The organism is Robertmurraya sp. DFI.2.37 (genome assembly GCF_029211245.1).
GTDB lineage: Bacteria > Bacillota > Bacilli > Bacillales > Cytobacillaceae > Robertmurraya > Robertmurraya methanolica_A.
Window position 1 is genome coordinate 39,638 of record NZ_JARGEJ010000027.1, and the last position, 17,489, is coordinate 57,126.

Sequence of the window (17,489 nt, forward strand, 5' to 3'; positions counted from 1 at the left end):
ATATTCTGGATAAAAAGAAACAAATGATTCTTTTAATCTAAAACCGATCAAAAAAAGAAACTCAGTGAAATCATAGGAAAAATAAAAATTGAGAAACCAATTGATATTGAAATAATGAGAGAAGTAGCACAAAAAGATGTTGCTGAGAAATTCTATAGAGAGGACATTTTAGGAGATAATGAATAAGTTTCTTGTTGACACAAATATATTAATTAGAATCCTCACAAAAGATAATGAAAAAAATTTTCAAGCAATACAGAACTTAATTAAAAGATTAGAAACGAATCAAACAGAACTAATTATATCAACAATAGTTATCGCAGAATGTTATTGGCCGTTAAAGTCATTCTACAAGTTAGATAAACATTTGATAAGCGAATATTTGTTAGAAATTTTAGACGCAGAAATAATGGAAGTAGAAGAAAGTATTTCAATTTAAGCATTAAAAGTTTTTGCAGAAAAAAACGTTGATTTTGCCGACGCATTACTAAGTGTAAAATCAAAAGAAAATCTCCCTGTACTTACATGGGATAAAAAAGATTTCAAAAAATTAGAATGCGAATATTAATCATCTGAGCAACTAATTGAAACCTAAAAATCAAATGCGAAAAATGCAAAATAGAATCAAAAACTTCAGTTTCATCAGGATTTTGAGAAAAATAAAAAACGTCAATCCCTTGATACAATTGGGGTTGGCGTTTTTCGTTAAAACACTTTAAAACATACAGGACGTCCCAGGAGGGATTCGAACCCCCGACCTACAGTTTAGGAAACTGTTGCTCTATCCTGCTGAGCTACTGGGACATATTGAAATAATATTTATGATAATTTACTCACACAAAAGGAAACTGTCGTCCTGATTTCAGAAAGCACACTCAAGGAGCGACTCAATCAGTACGCTGTAGAAAAATCAAAGAAGCGGACTCGAACGTGCTCTATCCTGCTGAGCTACTGGGACATATTGAAATAATATTTATGATAATTTACTCACACAAAAGGAAGCTGTCGTCCTGATTTCAGAAAGCACACTCAAGGAGAGGCTCAATCAGTACGCTGTAGAAAAATCAGAGAAGCGGACTCGAACGTGCTCTATCCTGCTGAGCTACTGGGACATATTGAAATAATATTTATGATAATTTACTCACACAAAAGGAAACTGTCGTCCTGATTTCAGAAAGCACACTCAAGGAGCGACTCAATCAGTACGCTGTAGAAAAATCAAAGAAGCGGACTCGAACGTGCTCTATCCTGCTGAGCTACTGGGACATATTGAAATAATATTTATGATAATTTACTCACACAAAAGGAAGCTGTCGTCCTGATTTCAGAAAGCACACTCAAGGAGAGGCTCAATCAGTACGCTGTAGAAAAATCAGAGAAGCGGACTCGAACGTGCTCTATCCTGCTGAGCTACTTGGACATAATTAATTGCACACGTGAAAGGAAATGCTCCAGAAGCTGTTCGTTATGTGAAATGTTGTCCACGAATTTTCCTTTAAACATCGCTGTGTTTTTCCAATAATCAGCATTAACTATTATAAGTTATTCTCAGAAAAGGTCAAGTAGTACGAAGAGGACTTAAATGGCTGAGTTGAAACTTTCATTAGTAGGAAGCGTCTAATTAATAAGTATTATTTTTAGCTTGAAATTAAAGAAATTTATAAATATGAGCTCTAAAGTACAAGGTTATTTGGACAATAAACAAGGGTAAGAGAAGAGCAGCTAGAGGTTTTAACTACATTAATACATTGTTAATTTTCTCCTTTTAAGAGGAATTTTGCAGAATCATATCGAAAATAAGTTAAAATAGAAGAAAACATCAAAAGCAAATTGCGGGAGGGAAAGCATGACACACGAACAAATGAATCCGACGATCGGAAGGATTTTAGAAAATATAGAAAAAGTAATGATTGGAAAAAGAAATGTGGCAGAATTAAGTTTAGTTGCGCTGTTATCAGGTGGGCATGTCCTACTTGAGGATGTCCCAGGTGTAGGAAAGACAATGATGGTTCGTGCGCTTGCAAAATCGGTGAATGCCAAGTTTCGACGCATTCAGTTCACCCCTGATCTTCTTCCGTCCGATGTGACAGGTGTGTCTATTTACAATCCAAAGGAATTAGAATTTCAATTTCGCCCAGGTCCGATAATGGGAAATATTATATTAGCTGATGAAATTAATCGTACTTCTCCTAAAACTCAGTCGGCATTGCTGGAGGGAATGGAGGAGAGCAGTGTAACCGTTGATGGAGTAACCCATCGTTTGGAGAAGCCTTTTTTTGTCATGGCGACGCAAAATCCTATTGAATACGAAGGAACTTATCCTTTACCAGAGGCCCAGCTTGATCGTTTCTTGTTAAAAATGAAAATGGGCTATCCTGATGTGAACGAAGAGATGGAAGTGCTTAGTCGTGCTCAAAGGACGACGCCAATTGAAGAGCTAGAGTCGGTTATCGATTTGAACGATCTTAGAGAACTACAAGAAAATATTAAACTTGTAACGGTAGATGATACGATTAAACGTTACATTGTCGATATCGTAAACGGAACACGAAGAAATAGCAGTGTCTACTTAGGTGCTAGCCCTCGTGGTTCGATTGCGCTTATGAAAGCGGCACAGGCATATGCTTATATGTATAAACGTGATTATGTACTACCAGATGATGTGCAATTTTTGGCATCATATGTGCTTGCTCATCGAATTATATTAAAATCGGAAGCGAAGTTTGAAGGAATTTCAGCTGAGGATGTGCTGGAGCGCGTATTGGCTCGGGTGCCGATTCCAGTTCAAAGGCTTGTGAAATAAAATGAGACAATTTATGAGTCGAATGAGGCCTGTGTGGAAGCTGTTAGTCCTATTATTTTTAGTTGTCTTGACCTTTTCCTATGCAATGTTTCAGGGAGGGTTTGTGAGTTGGTTTCTATTTTATAGTTTTCTTCCTTTTGCTTTATATAGTCTAGCCCTGGTGTTTTATGGAGTTCGGCACATGACAGTGAAAAGGGAGTTTTTAAAAGAAGAATACCATGCAGGCGAAAAACTTAAAGTAAAAATCAAGTTGAAACGCCCCTCATCTTTTCCTCTTTTTTATATGATAATTGAGGATGATTTAAGCAATGAATTATTGGCTCCGACTCAGAAAGGTCAGATGAAGACTTTTGTCTATCCCCATTTTCGTAAGGAAATAGATTTTGAGTATGTGATTGAATCCCTTCCAAGAGGAGAACATCACTTAAAGGGAATTCACATTAAGTTCGGTGATCCTTTAGGGCTCATAGAAAAACAAATTCACATTGAAACAGAAAATGATAAGCTTCTTGTTTACCCTGCTTATGAAGAAATCATCTATCGGTTAATGGACAATCATTATGAGCAGGGAATGACTGCATCAAAGGAAAGAGTGCAGAGGGACACTTCCATGGCGATTGGAATTAGAGAGTATCAGCCGGGCGATCGTTATTCGTGGATTAATTGGAAAGCGACGGCGAAAAGAAATGACATTATGACAAAAGAATTTGAACAACGGAAATCACATGATGTTTTTTTAATGATGGATTGTGCTCCAGATATCAGATTTGAGGCAATTGTTTCATTTACCGCATCGCTGGTGAGAGGGATTTTGCGCAAAGGGGCCCAAGTTGGACTTCTTACTTATGGAGAGGAGAGAAGATTATTTCCGATCCAAGGTGGTGAGAGTCATCAGCAGCAACTTTTTTACCATTTGGCGAAAGTAAAGGATCGAAGTCCAGTAACATTAGATGCTGTACTTGATAGTGAGAGCTTTATGATGTGGCAAAATGCTTCCTTTATGTTAATCACTTCCCAATTAACGAAAGAGTTAGTAGAGAAAGCAAGTCAATTTTCCATGAGAAAAGGAATGATGACGATATATTTGCTAAAAGAGGAGCAAGAAACGATCGGTAACAAAGAAATTGCCTTAAAAAGTGAAGCGAACTCAAGAGGCGTACGAGTCGTATTTGTTCATAATGGCCAGTTCTCCCAGGCTTTCTTGGAGGTGGGTAGAGGATGAACGGAGGGAAATTACAAAGCAAAATATTGAATATGTGGCTTTATATATGTGGCTTTTTTTTATTATGGGAATGGCTCAGACCGTTAAAACAGTTGACGGATACGGCTAACTTAACTGTCTTTATCATTTTTCTAGTCATATCCCTTGTTTTAGCTTATTTTAAGGTCAATATTTTTGTCCGAAATGGCATTAAGCTTCTTTATGTTCTTTACACTATAAATCTGTTGTATTTTGAAGACTCCTTTTTTAAGCTAAAATGGCTCTTTTATATGACAGATTCAGTAATTGAGAACATGCGCGTCGTTTTTCAAGGGAACTGGATGTCCTTAACCGATGATTTTCGGAGCATCCTGTTTTTTATCTTGCTTGGGCTAATGGCTTACCTGCTTCGATATTGGCTCATAAGTCGAAGGCAAATCTTCGTTTTCTTTTTTATGACCTTGTTATACATTACCGTCCTTGATACGTTTACTCCCTATGAAGCTCAATTTGCCATTGTCCGAACGATCGTAATTGGTTTTGCGCTCATGGGAATTTTGACATTTTATCGGATTTTAGATCGGGAGAAGCTGCAAATGCCAGCTGCTTTCGCGAGAAAATGGCTTATTCCATTGGTTGGGATGGTCTGCGTAAGTATTATTATTGGTTATGCTGCACCGAAGGCAAGTCCTATTTGGCCTGATCCGGTTCCGTATATTAAATCCTATTCACAAGATACTCGTGAAGATGGAAATGGTACCGGGGGAATACGAAAGGTTGGGTATGGAATCGATGACTCCACTTTGGGAGGTCCGTTCATGCCGGATGATACCGTTGTTTATGAGACAGAAGCGGATCATCGTCAGTATTGGAAGGTTGAAACGAAAGATGTTTATACAGGAAAAGGTTGGGTTACTGCTGAAGAGAATGGAGAAAAGATTGCCTTTGCTCAAGGAGAAGAGTTTCCAATTTCTAACTATACAGATGAAGAAATGACCGTGGATGAAAGAACAGCGACGATAAGACCGTTTCTTCAATATCCTCATATTATTTATCCGCTAGGATTGAAATTTGTTGAAAATGACATTGGTCATTCATATGAAGTGGATTTAAGCTTGGAAAAAATAAGCGGTGCTGATTTAGGAAACCTCTCAGGTATCGGTCAGTATACAGTGGAATATGAATCGCCAAGGTTTAGCGTTCGTGGGATGATGAGTACGGTTGATCAAAACCATCCGCTTTTAACAGAAGATTTCCTTACCCGTTACACACAACTGCCGGATGAGTTGCCTGAGAGAGTTAGAGACTTGGCGTTAGAGCTTACACAGGACAAAGAGAATTGGTATGAGAAAGCGAAAGCGATCGAAGACTATTTTGGCCGTGTAGATTTTCAATATGATCAGAAGGACGTAGCAGTTCCAGGAAGAAATGAAGACTATGTAGATCAGTTTTTATTTGAGACGCAGAAAGGCTACTGTGACAATTTTTCAACTTCAATGGTTGTGATGCTAAGGTCGATTGGAATTCCAGCGCGCTGGGTTAAGGGTTACACGGAAGGTGATTTTCGCGGGATGACAGACTCCGGTAAGAGGCTGTATGTTATTACGAATAATAATGCCCATTCATGGGTAGAGGTGTTTTTTCCTGAAGTAGGCTGGGTGCCGTTTGAGCCGACGAAAGGATTCTCGAATAACGCTCAATTTACATTTGATTTAGACAGTGAGCAGCCAAGTCAGCAGGATGATGTTTTAGAAGCGCCGGAGGCACCGGAAGTGGATAAACCAGAAGAAACGGATGCCCCTGAGCAATCTGCCCAAACCTCTTTTTCATGGAAAGATACTTTCGATAAGACTACGCAATTTTTGCGTACAAATTGGCTGTGGTTTGCAGCTGCGATTGCGGTGCTTACCTTAACAACCTATATTTTGTATAAAAAACGATTAAAATGGCTTCCTTACTTTTTAATCTTCCGCTACAGGAGAAGAAAAAAGGACGAGGATTTCCCTGAAGCTTATATTGCATTATTAACACAGTTAAATCGATACGGCTTGAAGAGAAATCAGGAACAAACCTTAAGGGAATATGCCCGCTATGTCGATCATTATTTTTCCAGTGGGGAGATGAGTGCATTAACCTCAACCTATGAGCAGTATCTTTATAAGGGAAAATTGCAAGAGGGTAGCTGGGAAAATACAAAAGAATTGTGGGAAAATTTAATTAAAAAAACAATAGCTTGACCTGTCGATCTTCATGTTGTTACAATATGTCTTAATTGGAACGATGAGCGTTTATAACATGAATCCTTCATATATCCTCGGTAATATGGTCCGAGAGTCTCTACCGAATCACCTTAAATGATTTGACTATGAAGGCAGGAATATTCTATTTTAGCTACGAAACTAGAATTCTGCCTTCACGTCATTTTTTTGGAGGAGACTCTAGTTTTTTTATTGCGGAGATAGAATGGTCACTCATATGAAGGATGGATAAAACACGGTATGGAATAACACTTGCTAGAACCTCATTTGCAGGGTTTATAAACACATAATGAGGCAAACTAGTACTGAGATTATATAACGAGGTGGACGAAAGAGATGACAATTGAGGGTTTACAAGGACAAGAAAAAATAGTTGTGTTGGACTTCGGAAGTCAATATAATCAGTTAATCACAAGAAGAATACGTGAGTTTGGCGTTTATAGTGAGCTTCATCCACATACGATTACAGCAGAAGAAATTAAACAAATGAATGCGACAGGAATTATTTTTTCAGGCGGACCAAATAGTGTGTATGATGAGAATTCCTTCCGTGCAGATGAGGCTATTTTTGATTTAGGACTCCCAATTTTGGGAATTTGCTATGGAATGCAGCTCATGACTCAGCATTTTAATGGGAAAGTGGAGCCGGCGAAGAATCGTGAGTATGGAAAGGCTGAAATTAAAGTTGAAAATGAGACAAGACTTTTTGGCCAGCTTCCACAGAAGCAAATTGTGTGGATGAGTCATGGCGATCTTGTTGTTGAAGCACCGGCTGGCTTTACTGTTGATGCAACGAGTCCTTCATGTCCGATTTCGGCGATGAGCGATGAATCTCGCAATCTGTATGCGGTGCAGTTCCATCCTGAGGTGCGTCATTCCCAATACGGAAATGAGCTATTGAGAAATTTTGTATTCAATGTTTGTAAGTGTCAAGGGAATTGGTCAATGGAGAACTTTATTGAAATTGAAATGGAAAAAATTCGTCAAACCGTTGGAGATAAAAAAGTTCTCTGTGCCCTTAGCGGTGGAGTTGACTCTTCTGTTGTAGCAGTTTTGATTCACAAAGCGATCGGTGATCAATTAACTTGTATTTTCGTCGATCACGGTTTATTGCGCAAGGGTGAAGCTGATAGTGTTATGAAAACTTTCGCTGACGGCTTTAACATGAATGTCATTAAAGTCGATGCCAAGGAGCGATTCTTATCTAAGCTCCAAGGGGTTAGCGATCCAGAGAAAAAACGTAAAATTATCGGAAATGAATTCATTTATGTTTTTGATGATGAGGCTACGAAGCTTGAAGGAATTGAGTTCTTAGCACAAGGAACTCTTTATACGGATATTATTGAAAGTGGGACAGCAACAGCGCAAACAATCAAATCACATCATAATGTTGGTGGACTACCAGAGGACATGCAATTTAAGCTAATCGAGCCGTTGAATACGCTCTTTAAGGATGAAGTACGTGCTTTAGGAACAGAATTAGGAATTCCTGATGAGATTGTCTGGAGACAGCCATTCCCAGGACCAGGTCTTGGTATTCGCGTTCTCGGGGAAATTTCAGAGGACAAGCTAGAAATTGTCCGTGAATCCGATTGGATTTTACGTGAAGAAATAAAGAAAGCTGGGTTGGACCGTGATATTTGGCAATACTTCACTGTTCTTCCGGATATTCGCAGCGTCGGTGTAATGGGCGATGCAAGAACGTATGATTACACGATCGGCATCCGTGCCGTTACTTCTATCGATGGAATGACTTCTGACTGGGCAAGAATTCCGTGGGATGTACTCGAAGTCATTTCAACGCGCATCGTCAACGAGGTAAGCCATGTTAACCGCGTAGTGTATGATATTACAAGTAAGCCACCAGCTACGATTGAGTGGGAATAAGTAGCAGGAGAGCCGACCCCTGTTTGTTACAGGGAGTTCGGCTCTTTTTTAATTATACTTTAGATTCTATACCTCCAAAACATCCGTAGTAATAATTTATAGAATGATGGAATTTTATAACTTACTGTTTAATCGATTTTCAGGGCTTTATATAATTAATCTTTTTAGTTTTACATACTATTCATTTCTGAATGAGTAATTATACTATCTACGATCCGAAATCTTGCATAATGTATAAAATGAGGTACTATCTAACTAAGTGTAATAAAATGTTAATTTCTCGACAGGGGAAGAACTTATGGGAGTTTTTAAATTAAATATTACAGTCGATAATCCCCAAATAGAATTAGAGGGTGAGGGAGAATTAGTTTACAAAATTTTTTAAGAGCTAAAAAATGGATTAGGCAAATTAACTCCATTAGTTAAAGTGTATTCTTCTAATCTGGCACCTGCTAACAATAGTGAAGAAGTCTCAAGAGATGTCCCAAAAACTAAGACCACCGATAATTTAACTGCCAAATAATCAAAGACATAATCAATAATTCTCTTAAAATAAAATCAATGTTCAAAATAAAATTTATTTGTTGTTTTTTGAATTTTTACAAAAAAGAGTTTTAAAGATTAAAAAGCCGAAATGATTACTCATTCCAGCTTTGTGACTTATTAAAATCAGTGGCACAGTCGTGGGGCGGACCAGCCCTTAAGGGAGCGATATCATCTACAAGTTATGTTGATTATATGTTAGACTTGGCTTTTGTATATAGCTTTAGCGTATCTGCGATTTGGGCTCTATCTGGATTACGAATATCTTTTAATGGAGCGCCCATGACAATACATATATATTCATGACCGTTTACCAACCCAAGTGTTGCCCAGCATTGTCCAGCTTCGGACGTTGTGCCGGATTTACCCCCAATAATTTCAAATCCGTTTTGCTCTTCTTTATTAAGAAACTTAAGAACAGAGGACTCTAACAAAATTCCATCAGGATGCTCCGCTGTTGACGTTGTTAAAAATGTCTTTTTTGTAAAAATCGCTTTAAAATGACCGTTATCTAATGCATAATCTAACAGTTTGGCCATGTCAAATGCCGTCGTATACTGATCTTCATTATGGAGACCTTCTGGGTTAGTAAAGTGCGTATCATTTAAGCCGATTTCATCCGCTTTGTCATTCATCATTTGAACAAAACTGTCCACATTTCCTGCGATGTGAACGGCTAAGGAGTTAGCGGCTTCTCCGCCTGAACTTAAAATCGTACCATACAATAGATCACGGTAGGTTACTTTTTCTCTTCCAAAAAAACCTGCCATTGAAGAGTTTCTCGCCACCATTTTTTTATATGTATCTATATCTATAGGGGCAGTTTCCGATAAATCATTAATATGCTCAAGTGCTACGATGTCCGTCATTATTTTTGTAAGCGATGCGGGATATGCCTTTTCCTTCGCATTTTTTTCATGAACCACATTCCCTGTTTTTCTATCGATCATATAAATATGTGGACTGGTGTAATCGGTCGTATCCCTTTCTATTTTTTCTTCAATGATATCGATGTTTGGACTAACGTAATCATTCGATTCCTTCATTTCTGTATTTTTGTTATCTTCTAATTTAAATAAATAAAACATCACTACTACTGCAATTACTAACATAAACGTTATAAATTTTTTCATGTAACCTCTATCCTTTGCTAACATATTCTTTTATGCTAGGTAAAGTATAGGTAAAACTATTTAAATATTAGTCAGGGCAAATCTTAAATTTTTCTTAAATTAAGAAATTAGAGCTAGATAGAGTTACTCTTCTCTTGGCAACCGTACTTCAAACAAAGTCTCTATAACGTTACTGTCGGCAGTAATCATTCCATTATGCTGTTCCACAATATTCTTTGCTATAAACAATCCAAGACCTGTGCTATTTTCTTTATGCGTTCGCGATTTATCCCCTGTGTAGAACATATCAAAGAGATGTGGAAGTTCATCGGAAGGGATGCTTCCTCCATAATTGATTACTTGAACGACAGCGTTGCTTTCGTCTATAAAACCGTTAATATCGATGTACTGACCATCATTTCCATAACGAACAGCATTAGTCAGAAGGTTTTCGAAAACACGTGCCAGTAGATCTCCATCCCCTACAATGAATAGATGAGGAGTGCAATCCAAGCGAACAGTCAAACGATTTTTTTCAAGTAAAGGATACATTTCTTCTTTTAATTGATTAAGGAGATCGGTTAAATTAATTCTACTTTTTTTAAGGGTAATCATTCCATAGTTCATTCTAGTAATTTCAAATAATTCGTCAATTAGTCTTTCCAATCGTTTGGATTTATTAAAAGTAATGGTTAAAAAATGTCTGGCTTGTTCTTTAGTTAAGTTCTCATCCTTAAGGATTAAATCCAAATATCCAAGTACAGAGGTAAGTGGAGTGCGTAAATCATGCGCTAAATTTACGACTAACTGATCTTTGCTGCTTTCTGAAAAATCTCCTCGTTGAATCGCTTCTTGCAATTTCTCGCTTGCTAAATTAATGTCTAGAGCGATATCTCTAAATTCATCATTTGATGGGATATGCACTTTATGATTAAAGTCACCGCGCGCGAGATAACGAATTCCGTTTGAAATTTCATTAAAGTAGATAGAATAAGGTTTAGTAAGTAAAAAGAAAAAGAGGAAAGATAATAAAATAAATAAAATGAAAAAAGATTAAAATCTCCAAAATTACCTATCAGAATGCGAATTTGAGCCATTAAATCTTCGTGTTGAACACTGGTGTGATAATAGAACTGCAAGCTTTTAAAGAGTAAATAGGTAATACTTGCTGAACAAGACATACTTATTCCGAATAATAGTATCATTTTTGCACGAAAACTACGGGATATTTTAACCATTGAATGCATACCCAACTCCCCAAACTGTTTTGATCCATTTCTCTTTTCGTGTATCTTCTTCAAGCTTTTTCCGCAGAGTGCGTATATGGACCATAACGGTGTTTCTACTCTCGAAATATGCTTCTCCCCACACCTGTGTGAAGATATTTTCTACATTAAAAACTTTGTTTGGATGACTTGCTAATAAATATAAAATATCAAACTCTTTTGGTGTTAGTTCGATAATTTCGCCATATAAAGTAACTTTACGCTGTTCAAGCGAAATAACTAAGCCTCCATATTCTAAATCACCTTTATTATCTTTAACTATATGATTTAATTTCATGAAACGGCGGAGCTGAGCATTGACACGAGCAATCAGTTCTATCGGAGTGAATGGTTTAGTCATATAATCATCGGCTCCAATAACAAGCCCATGTACCTTGTCGAAATCAGGTGTTTTTGCACTCAAAAAAATGATAGGCATATTATATTTTTCACGAATCCGTTTGGTCACTTCATATCCATCTATTTTCGGCATCATGATATCCAAAATTAGTAAATCAATTGATTGAGATTCCACAATACGAATTGTTTCTAGTCCGTCTGATGCTTTAATAACATGGAAGCCTTCCTTTTTTAAATGTATTGCAATGAGGTCGGCGATTTCCTTTTCGTCATCGGCAATCAATATTGAAATTTCATTCATTTTTCTACTCCTAAACAAATTAGTTTTATCCTTACAGATCGGCAATTTTTAAATTAAATTAGGATGATTAGGTATGTTTTGTAACCGATACTTTTACTTTTATTATAGCAAATAAGCCTTAAATGATTTTTGGAATATGAAGCAAGTAATGGAGCGGGCCAAAAAGAAGAAATTTTCTTCAATAACTAAACAATAATATCCGAACAATAAAAAAATTTTTTTAAATAATGTTCGCTTTTTTATATTGACGTAGGACTTTGTCCTTGTTAAAATGAGAAAGAATTTAATATTGTCGTGTACATCGTATAATGTTGGGGATATGGCCCAAAAGTTTCTACCAGGCTACCGTAAATGGCTTGACTACGAAGTAAGTGATGATCGAACGGTTAATGCTCTTATTTTTCTTTTTTCGATTATTTCACAAGCTCGTTGTCAACGCTCCTGGTATTTATGGGGCGTTTTTTTATTTATTCTTAAAAATATGAAGTAGCGCTGACAACTTTTTAGGGGGAATCGAAGGAATGAAGAATTATTTTCAGTTTGAACAGCTCGGTACAAACTATCGACGCGAAATTATCGGTGGTTTAACTACCTTTTTATCAATGGCTTACATTTTAGTTGTAAATCCTATTATGCTTTCTCTAGCGGATATTCCAGATTTGCCAGATGAAATGCGAATGGATATGGGAGCGGTGTTCGTAGCAACTGCAGTGGCAGCAGCTATCGGTTCTCTCTTAATGGGATTGATTGCTAAGTATCCGATTGCTTTAGCACCGGGAATGGGTTTGAATGCGTTCTTCGCTTTCACTGTTGTGTTAACAATGGGGATTCCTTGGCAGCACGCTCTAGGCGGAGTGCTTATCTCCGGGATTATCTTTATCATATTAACTCTTTCAGGAGTTCGTGAAAAAATCATTAATGCGATTCCAGCGGAATTAAAATATGCAGTAAGTGCTGGTATTGGTTTATTTATTACGTTTGTCGGCGCTCAAAATGCGGGAATAATAGTCAATGACGATGCGACTTTAGTTGTTTTAGGTGATATTCATGATGGAAGTGTTCTACTCGCTGTTTTCGGAATCATCATTACAGTGATTTTAATGACAAGAGGCGTAAATGGTGGAATTTTTATCGGAATGGTCATTACTGCTATTGTCGGAATGCTTTTTGGATTAATTGATAGACCTGATAAAATTGTTGACTCAATACCAGATATATCTCCGACCTTTGGTGCGGCAATTGGCGCTTTTGGAGACAGTTCGTTCTTTACAACGCAAATGCTTGTTGTTGTATTGACATTCCTATTCGTAGACTTCTTTGATACTGCAGGAACTTTAGTTGGTGTAGCAAATCAGGCTGGTCTTATGAAGGATAATAAGCTTCCTCGCGCGGGTAAAGCTCTTTTCGCAGATTCGGCTGCAACTGTTGCAGGTGCTGTGCTTGGTACATCAACAACAACCTCATACATTGAATCATCTGCTGGGGTTGCTGCAGGTGCGAGAACGGGATTTGCTTCGATCGTAACGGCTGTTTTATTCTTACTATCATTATTCTTCTTCCCTGTGTTATCAGTGGTTACTTCTGCGGTCACTGCGCCGGCATTGATCATTGTTGGGGTCTTAATGGTAGCGTCACTTGGGAAAATTGATTGGACAAAATTTGAAATTGCCGTTCCTGCATTTTTAACAATTCTTGCGATGCCATTAACGTACAGCATTGCAACAGGAATTGCGATCGGCTTTATCTTCTATCCCATTACAATGATTGTAAAAGGAAGAACTAAAGAAATTCACCCAATCATGTACGGATTATTTGTCATCTTTGTTCTTTACTTTATTTTCTTGAAATAATAATTGCTGAAAGAAGAGCTGCACTTTAATGTGTAGTTCTTTTTTCGTTATTTTGTATTATTTCTTATTGATTCTTTATCAATATTTATATAGCATAAAGGAATGGGTGTGATGAAAGAGGAGATACGATGGAACAATTAAAAGTATTGAAAGCGCTCAACAACAATGTGTTAATTGGTAATCATCCAACATATGGGGAAGTTGTTATCATCGGAAAAGGGATCGGTTTCAATCGCAAGCAAGGAGATAGCATTGATCCGACCGTTGTGGAAAAGCTATTTGTTTTGAAAGACGAAAAAGAGCAAAAGAATTATATAAAGCTTCTGCCCTTCTTAGATAATGATTTATTAGAAGTGTTCATTTCTTGTATTGAATTAATCAAGAAGAGAACAAAGGCAACTTTGAACGAGCATATTCATGTTGCGCTAACTGATCATCTATTCTTCGCTGTTTCAAGACTTTCAAAAGGGATGGAAATGAGCAATCCTTTTTTGATCGAAACGAAAGCGCTCTATCCCTTTGAATATGATATTGCCCGAGATGTTGTGAAGCTGATTGGAGAGAAAACAGACGTAAAGCTTCCAGAAGGGGAAGTTGGTTTTATCGCTCTTCATATCCATTCTGCTGTCATGAATAAAAATCTTTCAGATGTGAATCGTCATTCCCAACTTGTCACAAAGTTGGTGGACATGATTGAGGAAAGATTGAGAATTAAATTGGATAAGGAAAGCGTTGATTATATGCGTCTTGTACGCCACATTCGTTTCACTATTGAACGGGTTCATTCAGGGGAAAAAGTGGAAGAACCAGAAAAAATAAGTTTGCTCTTGAAGGAAGAATATCCGGTGTGTTACAATCTTTCATGGAAACTCATTAAGGTTATGCAGCAAGAGCTAAGGAAGCCTGTTTATAATGCTGAAGCAGTGTACTTGACCATGCATTTACAGCGCCTTCAAAAAAAGGTTAAATAGCTAATTAAATTCCGAAAGAAGCCTTTCGGTTTCAATATCACGTGTTACTGATTCGATCAGGCATGAGTGAAAAATGTAATTGAATTAGACTGTTAAGGGTACGATAAGCCCAAACGGTTCTATTTCAGTTATTTTTTCCTCATGCCTTTTTTGTGCTTTCAAAGCTAATGTTTTGTGGAGTTTTCAAAATAAGCTTAATGAGTTGAAAAATATTAATAGGAGGTTTGCAACATGTTCAAAAAGTTGTTTGGAGTGTTACAAAAAGTTGGTAAAGCATTAATGCTACCAGTAGCACTACTACCGGCTGCAGGTATTTTACTAGCGTTGGGAGCTGCACTAAGAAACCCGGCCTTGCTTGAATTAGCACCCTTTTTAGATAATAGCGGGGTCGATTTGGTTGCATCTATTATGCAAAACGCTGGTGATATCGTTTTCGGTAATCTACCTGTTTTATTTGCTGTAGGGGTAGCTGTTGGTTTAGCTGGAGGTGACGGTGTTGCTGGATTAGCGGCGATCATCGGATATCTGATCATGAATGTAACAATGGGGACGACTCTTGGCATTACAGCAGAAGATGTCAATGGGTTAAATTATGCTAGTGTTCTTGGAGTTCCGACCTTACAGACGGGAGTATTTGGCGGTATTATTGTTGGGATCATTGCTGCATCACTTTACAATCGTTTTTATGAAATAGAATTGCCATCTTATTTAGGTTTTTTTGCAGGTAAGCGATTTGTACCGATTATTACAGCAGGATCAGCAGTTATTTTAGGATTATTGATGCTGATTATTTGGCCGCCGATTCAAAACGGATTAAATGCTTTCTCGCAAAACATGGTTCACGCTAATTTGACTTTATCGGCTTTTATTTTCGGTGTCATTGAGCGAGCGCTAATTCCTTTTGGATTGCACCATATTTTCTATTCTCCATTCTGGTATGAATTCGGTGAATATGTAAATGCGGCAGGACAATTGGTACGTGGTGACCAACGTATTTTCATGGCGCAAATTACAGATAATGTACAAGACTTAACAGCTGGAACATTTATGACAGGGAAATTTCCTTTCATGATGTTTGGTTTACCAGCGGCAGCGTTAGCCATTTATCATGAGGCTCGTCCAGAAAGAAAGGTAGTCGTTGGAGGATTGATGGCATCTGCCGCCCTTACTGCTTTCTTAACAGGGATCACTGAGCCAATTGAATTCTCATTTTTATTCGTAGCACCTGTATTATTTGGGATTCACACTATTTTTGCTGGTTTGTCATTTATGACCATGCACCTGTTGAATGTAAAAATCGGTATGACTTTCTCAGGTGGATTAATTGATTATATTTTATTCGGATTAATTAACCCGCAAACAAACGCTTGGTTAGTTATCCCGGTTGGTCTAGTGTTTTCGGTTATTTATTACTTTGGATTCCGATTTGCCATTCGCAAGTTTAACTTGAAAACTCCTGGCCGTGAAGAAGCGGACGCAAGTGATGAAGGTTCACAAGGGAAAACAAGTGATCTTCCATACGATATTCTTGATGCAATGGGTGGGAAGGAAAATATTTCTCATTTAGATGCTTGTATCACACGTTTGCGTGTATCTGTAAATGATATTGGAAATGTAGATAAAGAACGTTTGAAAAAATTAGGTGCGTCTGGTGTTCTTGAAGTAGGAAACAATATTCAAGCAATATTTGGACCACGCTCTGAAACGATTAAAGGGCAGATGAAAGATATAATGGAAGGAAAGAGACCTCGCCCTGTTGAAAAAGCCCCTGTTAAAGGTGCGGAGCAAACAGAAGATGTAACTCCTACTGATATGAAATTGGGCAAAGATGATTTTGTTTCTCCATTAAAAGGTGACATCAAGTCGATTACTGAAGTTCCAGATGCGGTTTTCTCTGGAAAAATGATGGGTGATGGTTTTGCGATAGTACCGACTGAGGGAGTTGTTGTTTCACCAGTCGATGGTAAAATCGTTAATTTCTTTCCGACAAAGCATGCTTTAGGAATTTTAGCTGACTCCGGTCGAGAAATACTTATTCATGTAGGAATTGACACGGTTAATTTAAAAGGCGAAGGCTTTGAAGCTTTAGTTAATGAAGATGACCGTGTTGAGAAAGGTCAACCTTTATTAAAGGTAGATCTTGAAGCGATTAAAGATAAAGTTCCATCTATTATGACACCAGTTGTTTTTACAAACCTAGCTGAGGGTGAACAAGTTGTTTTAAACAAGCAAGGTGAAGTAGATATGGGTGAAGCGGATATCATTACGATTTCTAAGTCATAGACTAGATGAAAAAACGGCCTTGCGAATTCGTGAGGTCGTTTTAATTACATAATTTTACCACGAATTTTTGATTGCCTTATGACGATCAGGATGATATCATAAGTAAGTCGTCTTCGTGAGAAGTTATTGCGAATTACTACTAGACGAAATGGCAGATGCATGTTAAAATAGAAATCTGCTTCTCCAATAAGTTGTTTGAAGTTATTTTTAAAAAACTGTTGACACTGATGGAGATGGATGTTATTCTAATATAGTTGCTTGAGAAACGGAAGTTGCTCTTGCGATACACTGAGTAATATTTTTAATGAAGAAAAGATAATTGCACTTTGAAAACTAAACAAATCATACGTCAACAAATTATAGTGGAGGCACTCTTGTGAGAGCCGAAACTAGCCAACGTTTATTATAAACATAAGAGCTAATCTTACTCTTTTTTTGGAGAGTTTGATCCTGGCTCAGGACGAACGCTGGCGGCGTGCCTAATACATGCAAGTCGAGCGGATCGGAGGGAGCTTGCTCCCGATGATTAGCGGCGGACGGGTGAGTAACACGTGGGCAACCTGCCTATAAGACTGGGATAACTTCGGGAAACCGGAGCTAATACCGGATAATGCTTTTGAACACATGTTTGAAAGCTGAAAGATGGTTTCGGCTA

Annotated in this window: 10 protein-coding genes, 1 tRNA gene, 1 rRNA gene, 1 pseudogene and 2 riboswitches; of the genes and pseudogenes, 9 read left to right on the forward strand and 4 right to left on the reverse strand. The window is 37.6% G+C overall.

Annotated features, from left to right (window positions below):
* The first annotated feature begins 178 nt into the window (after positions 1-178).
* Entirely contained in the window at positions 179-439 is a 261-nt protein-coding gene (locus PZE06_RS14910; RefSeq protein WP_150916787.1) for a PIN domain-containing protein, read from the forward strand.
* 291 nt (positions 440-730) lie between these two features.
* Here the strand turns inward: PZE06_RS14910 and PZE06_RS14915 are convergent.
* Positions 731-804: transfer RNA gene (locus tag PZE06_RS14915), tRNA-Arg, on the reverse strand.
* 1,042 nt (positions 805-1,846) lie between these two features.
* On the opposite strand from PZE06_RS14915, the gene PZE06_RS14920 reads away from it, so the two are divergent.
* The 4 genes from PZE06_RS14920 (at position 1,847) to guaA (ending at position 8,149) form a co-directional block, all read left to right on the forward strand.
* Complete coding sequence (locus PZE06_RS14920; protein WP_150916789.1) at positions 1,847-2,803, forward strand: AAA family ATPase; 957 nt, start codon at positions 1,847-1,849, stop codon at positions 2,801-2,803.
* A gap of 1 nt (position 2,804) precedes the next feature.
* Positions 2,805-4,025, forward strand: a complete 1,221-nt coding sequence (locus PZE06_RS14925; RefSeq protein ID WP_150916791.1) for a DUF58 domain-containing protein — start codon at positions 2,805-2,807, stop codon at positions 4,023-4,025.
* Positions 4,022-6,241 carry a DUF4129 domain-containing transglutaminase family protein gene (locus tag PZE06_RS14930; RefSeq protein ID WP_150916793.1) on the forward strand — a complete coding sequence of 740 codons (2,220 nt, stop codon included), beginning with the start codon at positions 4,022-4,024 and terminating at the stop codon, positions 6,239-6,241. Before PZE06_RS14925 ends, PZE06_RS14930 begins: the two co-directional genes overlap by 4 nt.
* Before the next feature lie 47 nt (positions 6,242-6,288).
* A riboswitch (purine riboswitch) is annotated at positions 6,289-6,390 on the forward strand.
* Positions 6,391-6,598: 208 nt separating this feature from the next.
* A complete protein-coding gene (guaA, locus tag PZE06_RS14935) occupies positions 6,599-8,149 on the forward strand; it encodes a glutamine-hydrolyzing GMP synthase (RefSeq protein ID WP_150916795.1) in 1,551 nt (516 codons plus the stop codon).
* Between the two features lie 734 nt (positions 8,150-8,883).
* Here guaA and PZE06_RS14940 read toward each other — a convergent pair.
* The 3 genes and pseudogenes from PZE06_RS14940 to PZE06_RS14950 all read right to left on the reverse strand — a co-directional run bounded on the left by PZE06_RS14940 (position 8,884) and on the right by PZE06_RS14950 (position 11,730).
* Positions 8,884-9,825, reverse strand: coding sequence for a D-alanyl-D-alanine carboxypeptidase family protein (locus tag PZE06_RS14940; protein WP_225310699.1), 942 nt, complete (start codon positions 9,823-9,825; stop codon positions 8,884-8,886).
* A gap of 123 nt (positions 9,826-9,948) precedes the next feature.
* Positions 9,949-11,042, reverse strand: a pseudogene (locus PZE06_RS14945) (sensor histidine kinase).
* Entirely contained in the window at positions 11,035-11,730 is a 696-nt protein-coding gene (locus tag PZE06_RS14950) for a response regulator transcription factor (protein WP_150916797.1), read from the reverse strand. Before PZE06_RS14950 ends, PZE06_RS14945 begins: the two are co-directional and overlap by 8 nt.
* Before the next feature lie 281 nt (positions 11,731-12,011).
* Positions 12,012-12,113, forward strand: a riboswitch (purine riboswitch).
* A 138-nt stretch (positions 12,114-12,251) separates the two neighbouring features.
* Here PZE06_RS14950 and PZE06_RS14955 point away from each other — a divergent pair.
* The 4 genes from PZE06_RS14955 to PZE06_RS14970 all read left to right on the forward strand — a co-directional run.
* Complete coding sequence (locus tag PZE06_RS14955; RefSeq protein ID WP_150916799.1) at positions 12,252-13,580, forward strand: NCS2 family permease; 1,329 nt, start codon at positions 12,252-12,254, stop codon at positions 13,578-13,580.
* Between the two features lie 128 nt (positions 13,581-13,708).
* Entirely contained in the window at positions 13,709-14,551 is an 843-nt protein-coding gene (glcT, locus tag PZE06_RS14960; RefSeq protein WP_150916801.1) for a glucose PTS transporter transcription antiterminator GlcT, read from the forward strand.
* Positions 14,552-14,782: 231 nt separating this feature from the next.
* Positions 14,783-16,834 (forward strand): glucose-specific PTS transporter subunit IIBC, encoded by a 2,052-nt coding sequence (gene ptsG, locus PZE06_RS14965; RefSeq protein ID WP_150916803.1) that lies wholly within the window; start codon positions 14,783-14,785, stop codon positions 16,832-16,834.
* A 432-nt stretch (positions 16,835-17,266) separates the two neighbouring features.
* Positions 17,267-17,489 (forward strand): 16S ribosomal RNA (locus PZE06_RS14970); the annotation flags it as partial.

What these genes read in the sequence shown, in the direction of transcription:
- PZE06_RS14910 (WP_150916787.1), top strand. Translation starts at nt 179, where the DNA reads ATGAATAAGTTTCTTGTTGACACAAATATATTAATTAGAATCCTCACA.
- PZE06_RS14920 (WP_150916789.1), top strand. Translation starts at nt 1,847, where the DNA reads ATGACACACGAACAAATGAATCCGACGATCGGAAGGATTTTAGAAAAT.
- PZE06_RS14925 (WP_150916791.1), top strand. Translation starts at nt 2,805, where the DNA reads ATGAGACAATTTATGAGTCGAATGAGGCCTGTGTGGAAGCTGTTAGTC.
- PZE06_RS14930 (WP_150916793.1), top strand. Translation starts at nt 4,022, where the DNA reads ATGAACGGAGGGAAATTACAAAGCAAAATATTGAATATGTGGCTTTAT.
- guaA (WP_150916795.1), top strand. Translation starts at nt 6,599, where the DNA reads ATGACAATTGAGGGTTTACAAGGACAAGAAAAAATAGTTGTGTTGGAC.
- PZE06_RS14940 (WP_225310699.1), bottom strand. Translation starts at nt 9,825, where the DNA reads ATGAAAAAATTTATAACGTTTATGTTAGTAATTGCAGTAGTAGTGATG.
- PZE06_RS14950 (WP_150916797.1), bottom strand. Translation starts at nt 11,730, where the DNA reads ATGAATGAAATTTCAATATTGATTGCCGATGACGAAAAGGAAATCGCC.
- PZE06_RS14955 (WP_150916799.1), top strand. Translation starts at nt 12,252, where the DNA reads ATGAAGAATTATTTTCAGTTTGAACAGCTCGGTACAAACTATCGACGC.
- glcT (WP_150916801.1), top strand. Translation starts at nt 13,709, where the DNA reads ATGGAACAATTAAAAGTATTGAAAGCGCTCAACAACAATGTGTTAATT.
- ptsG (WP_150916803.1), top strand. Translation starts at nt 14,783, where the DNA reads ATGTTCAAAAAGTTGTTTGGAGTGTTACAAAAAGTTGGTAAAGCATTA.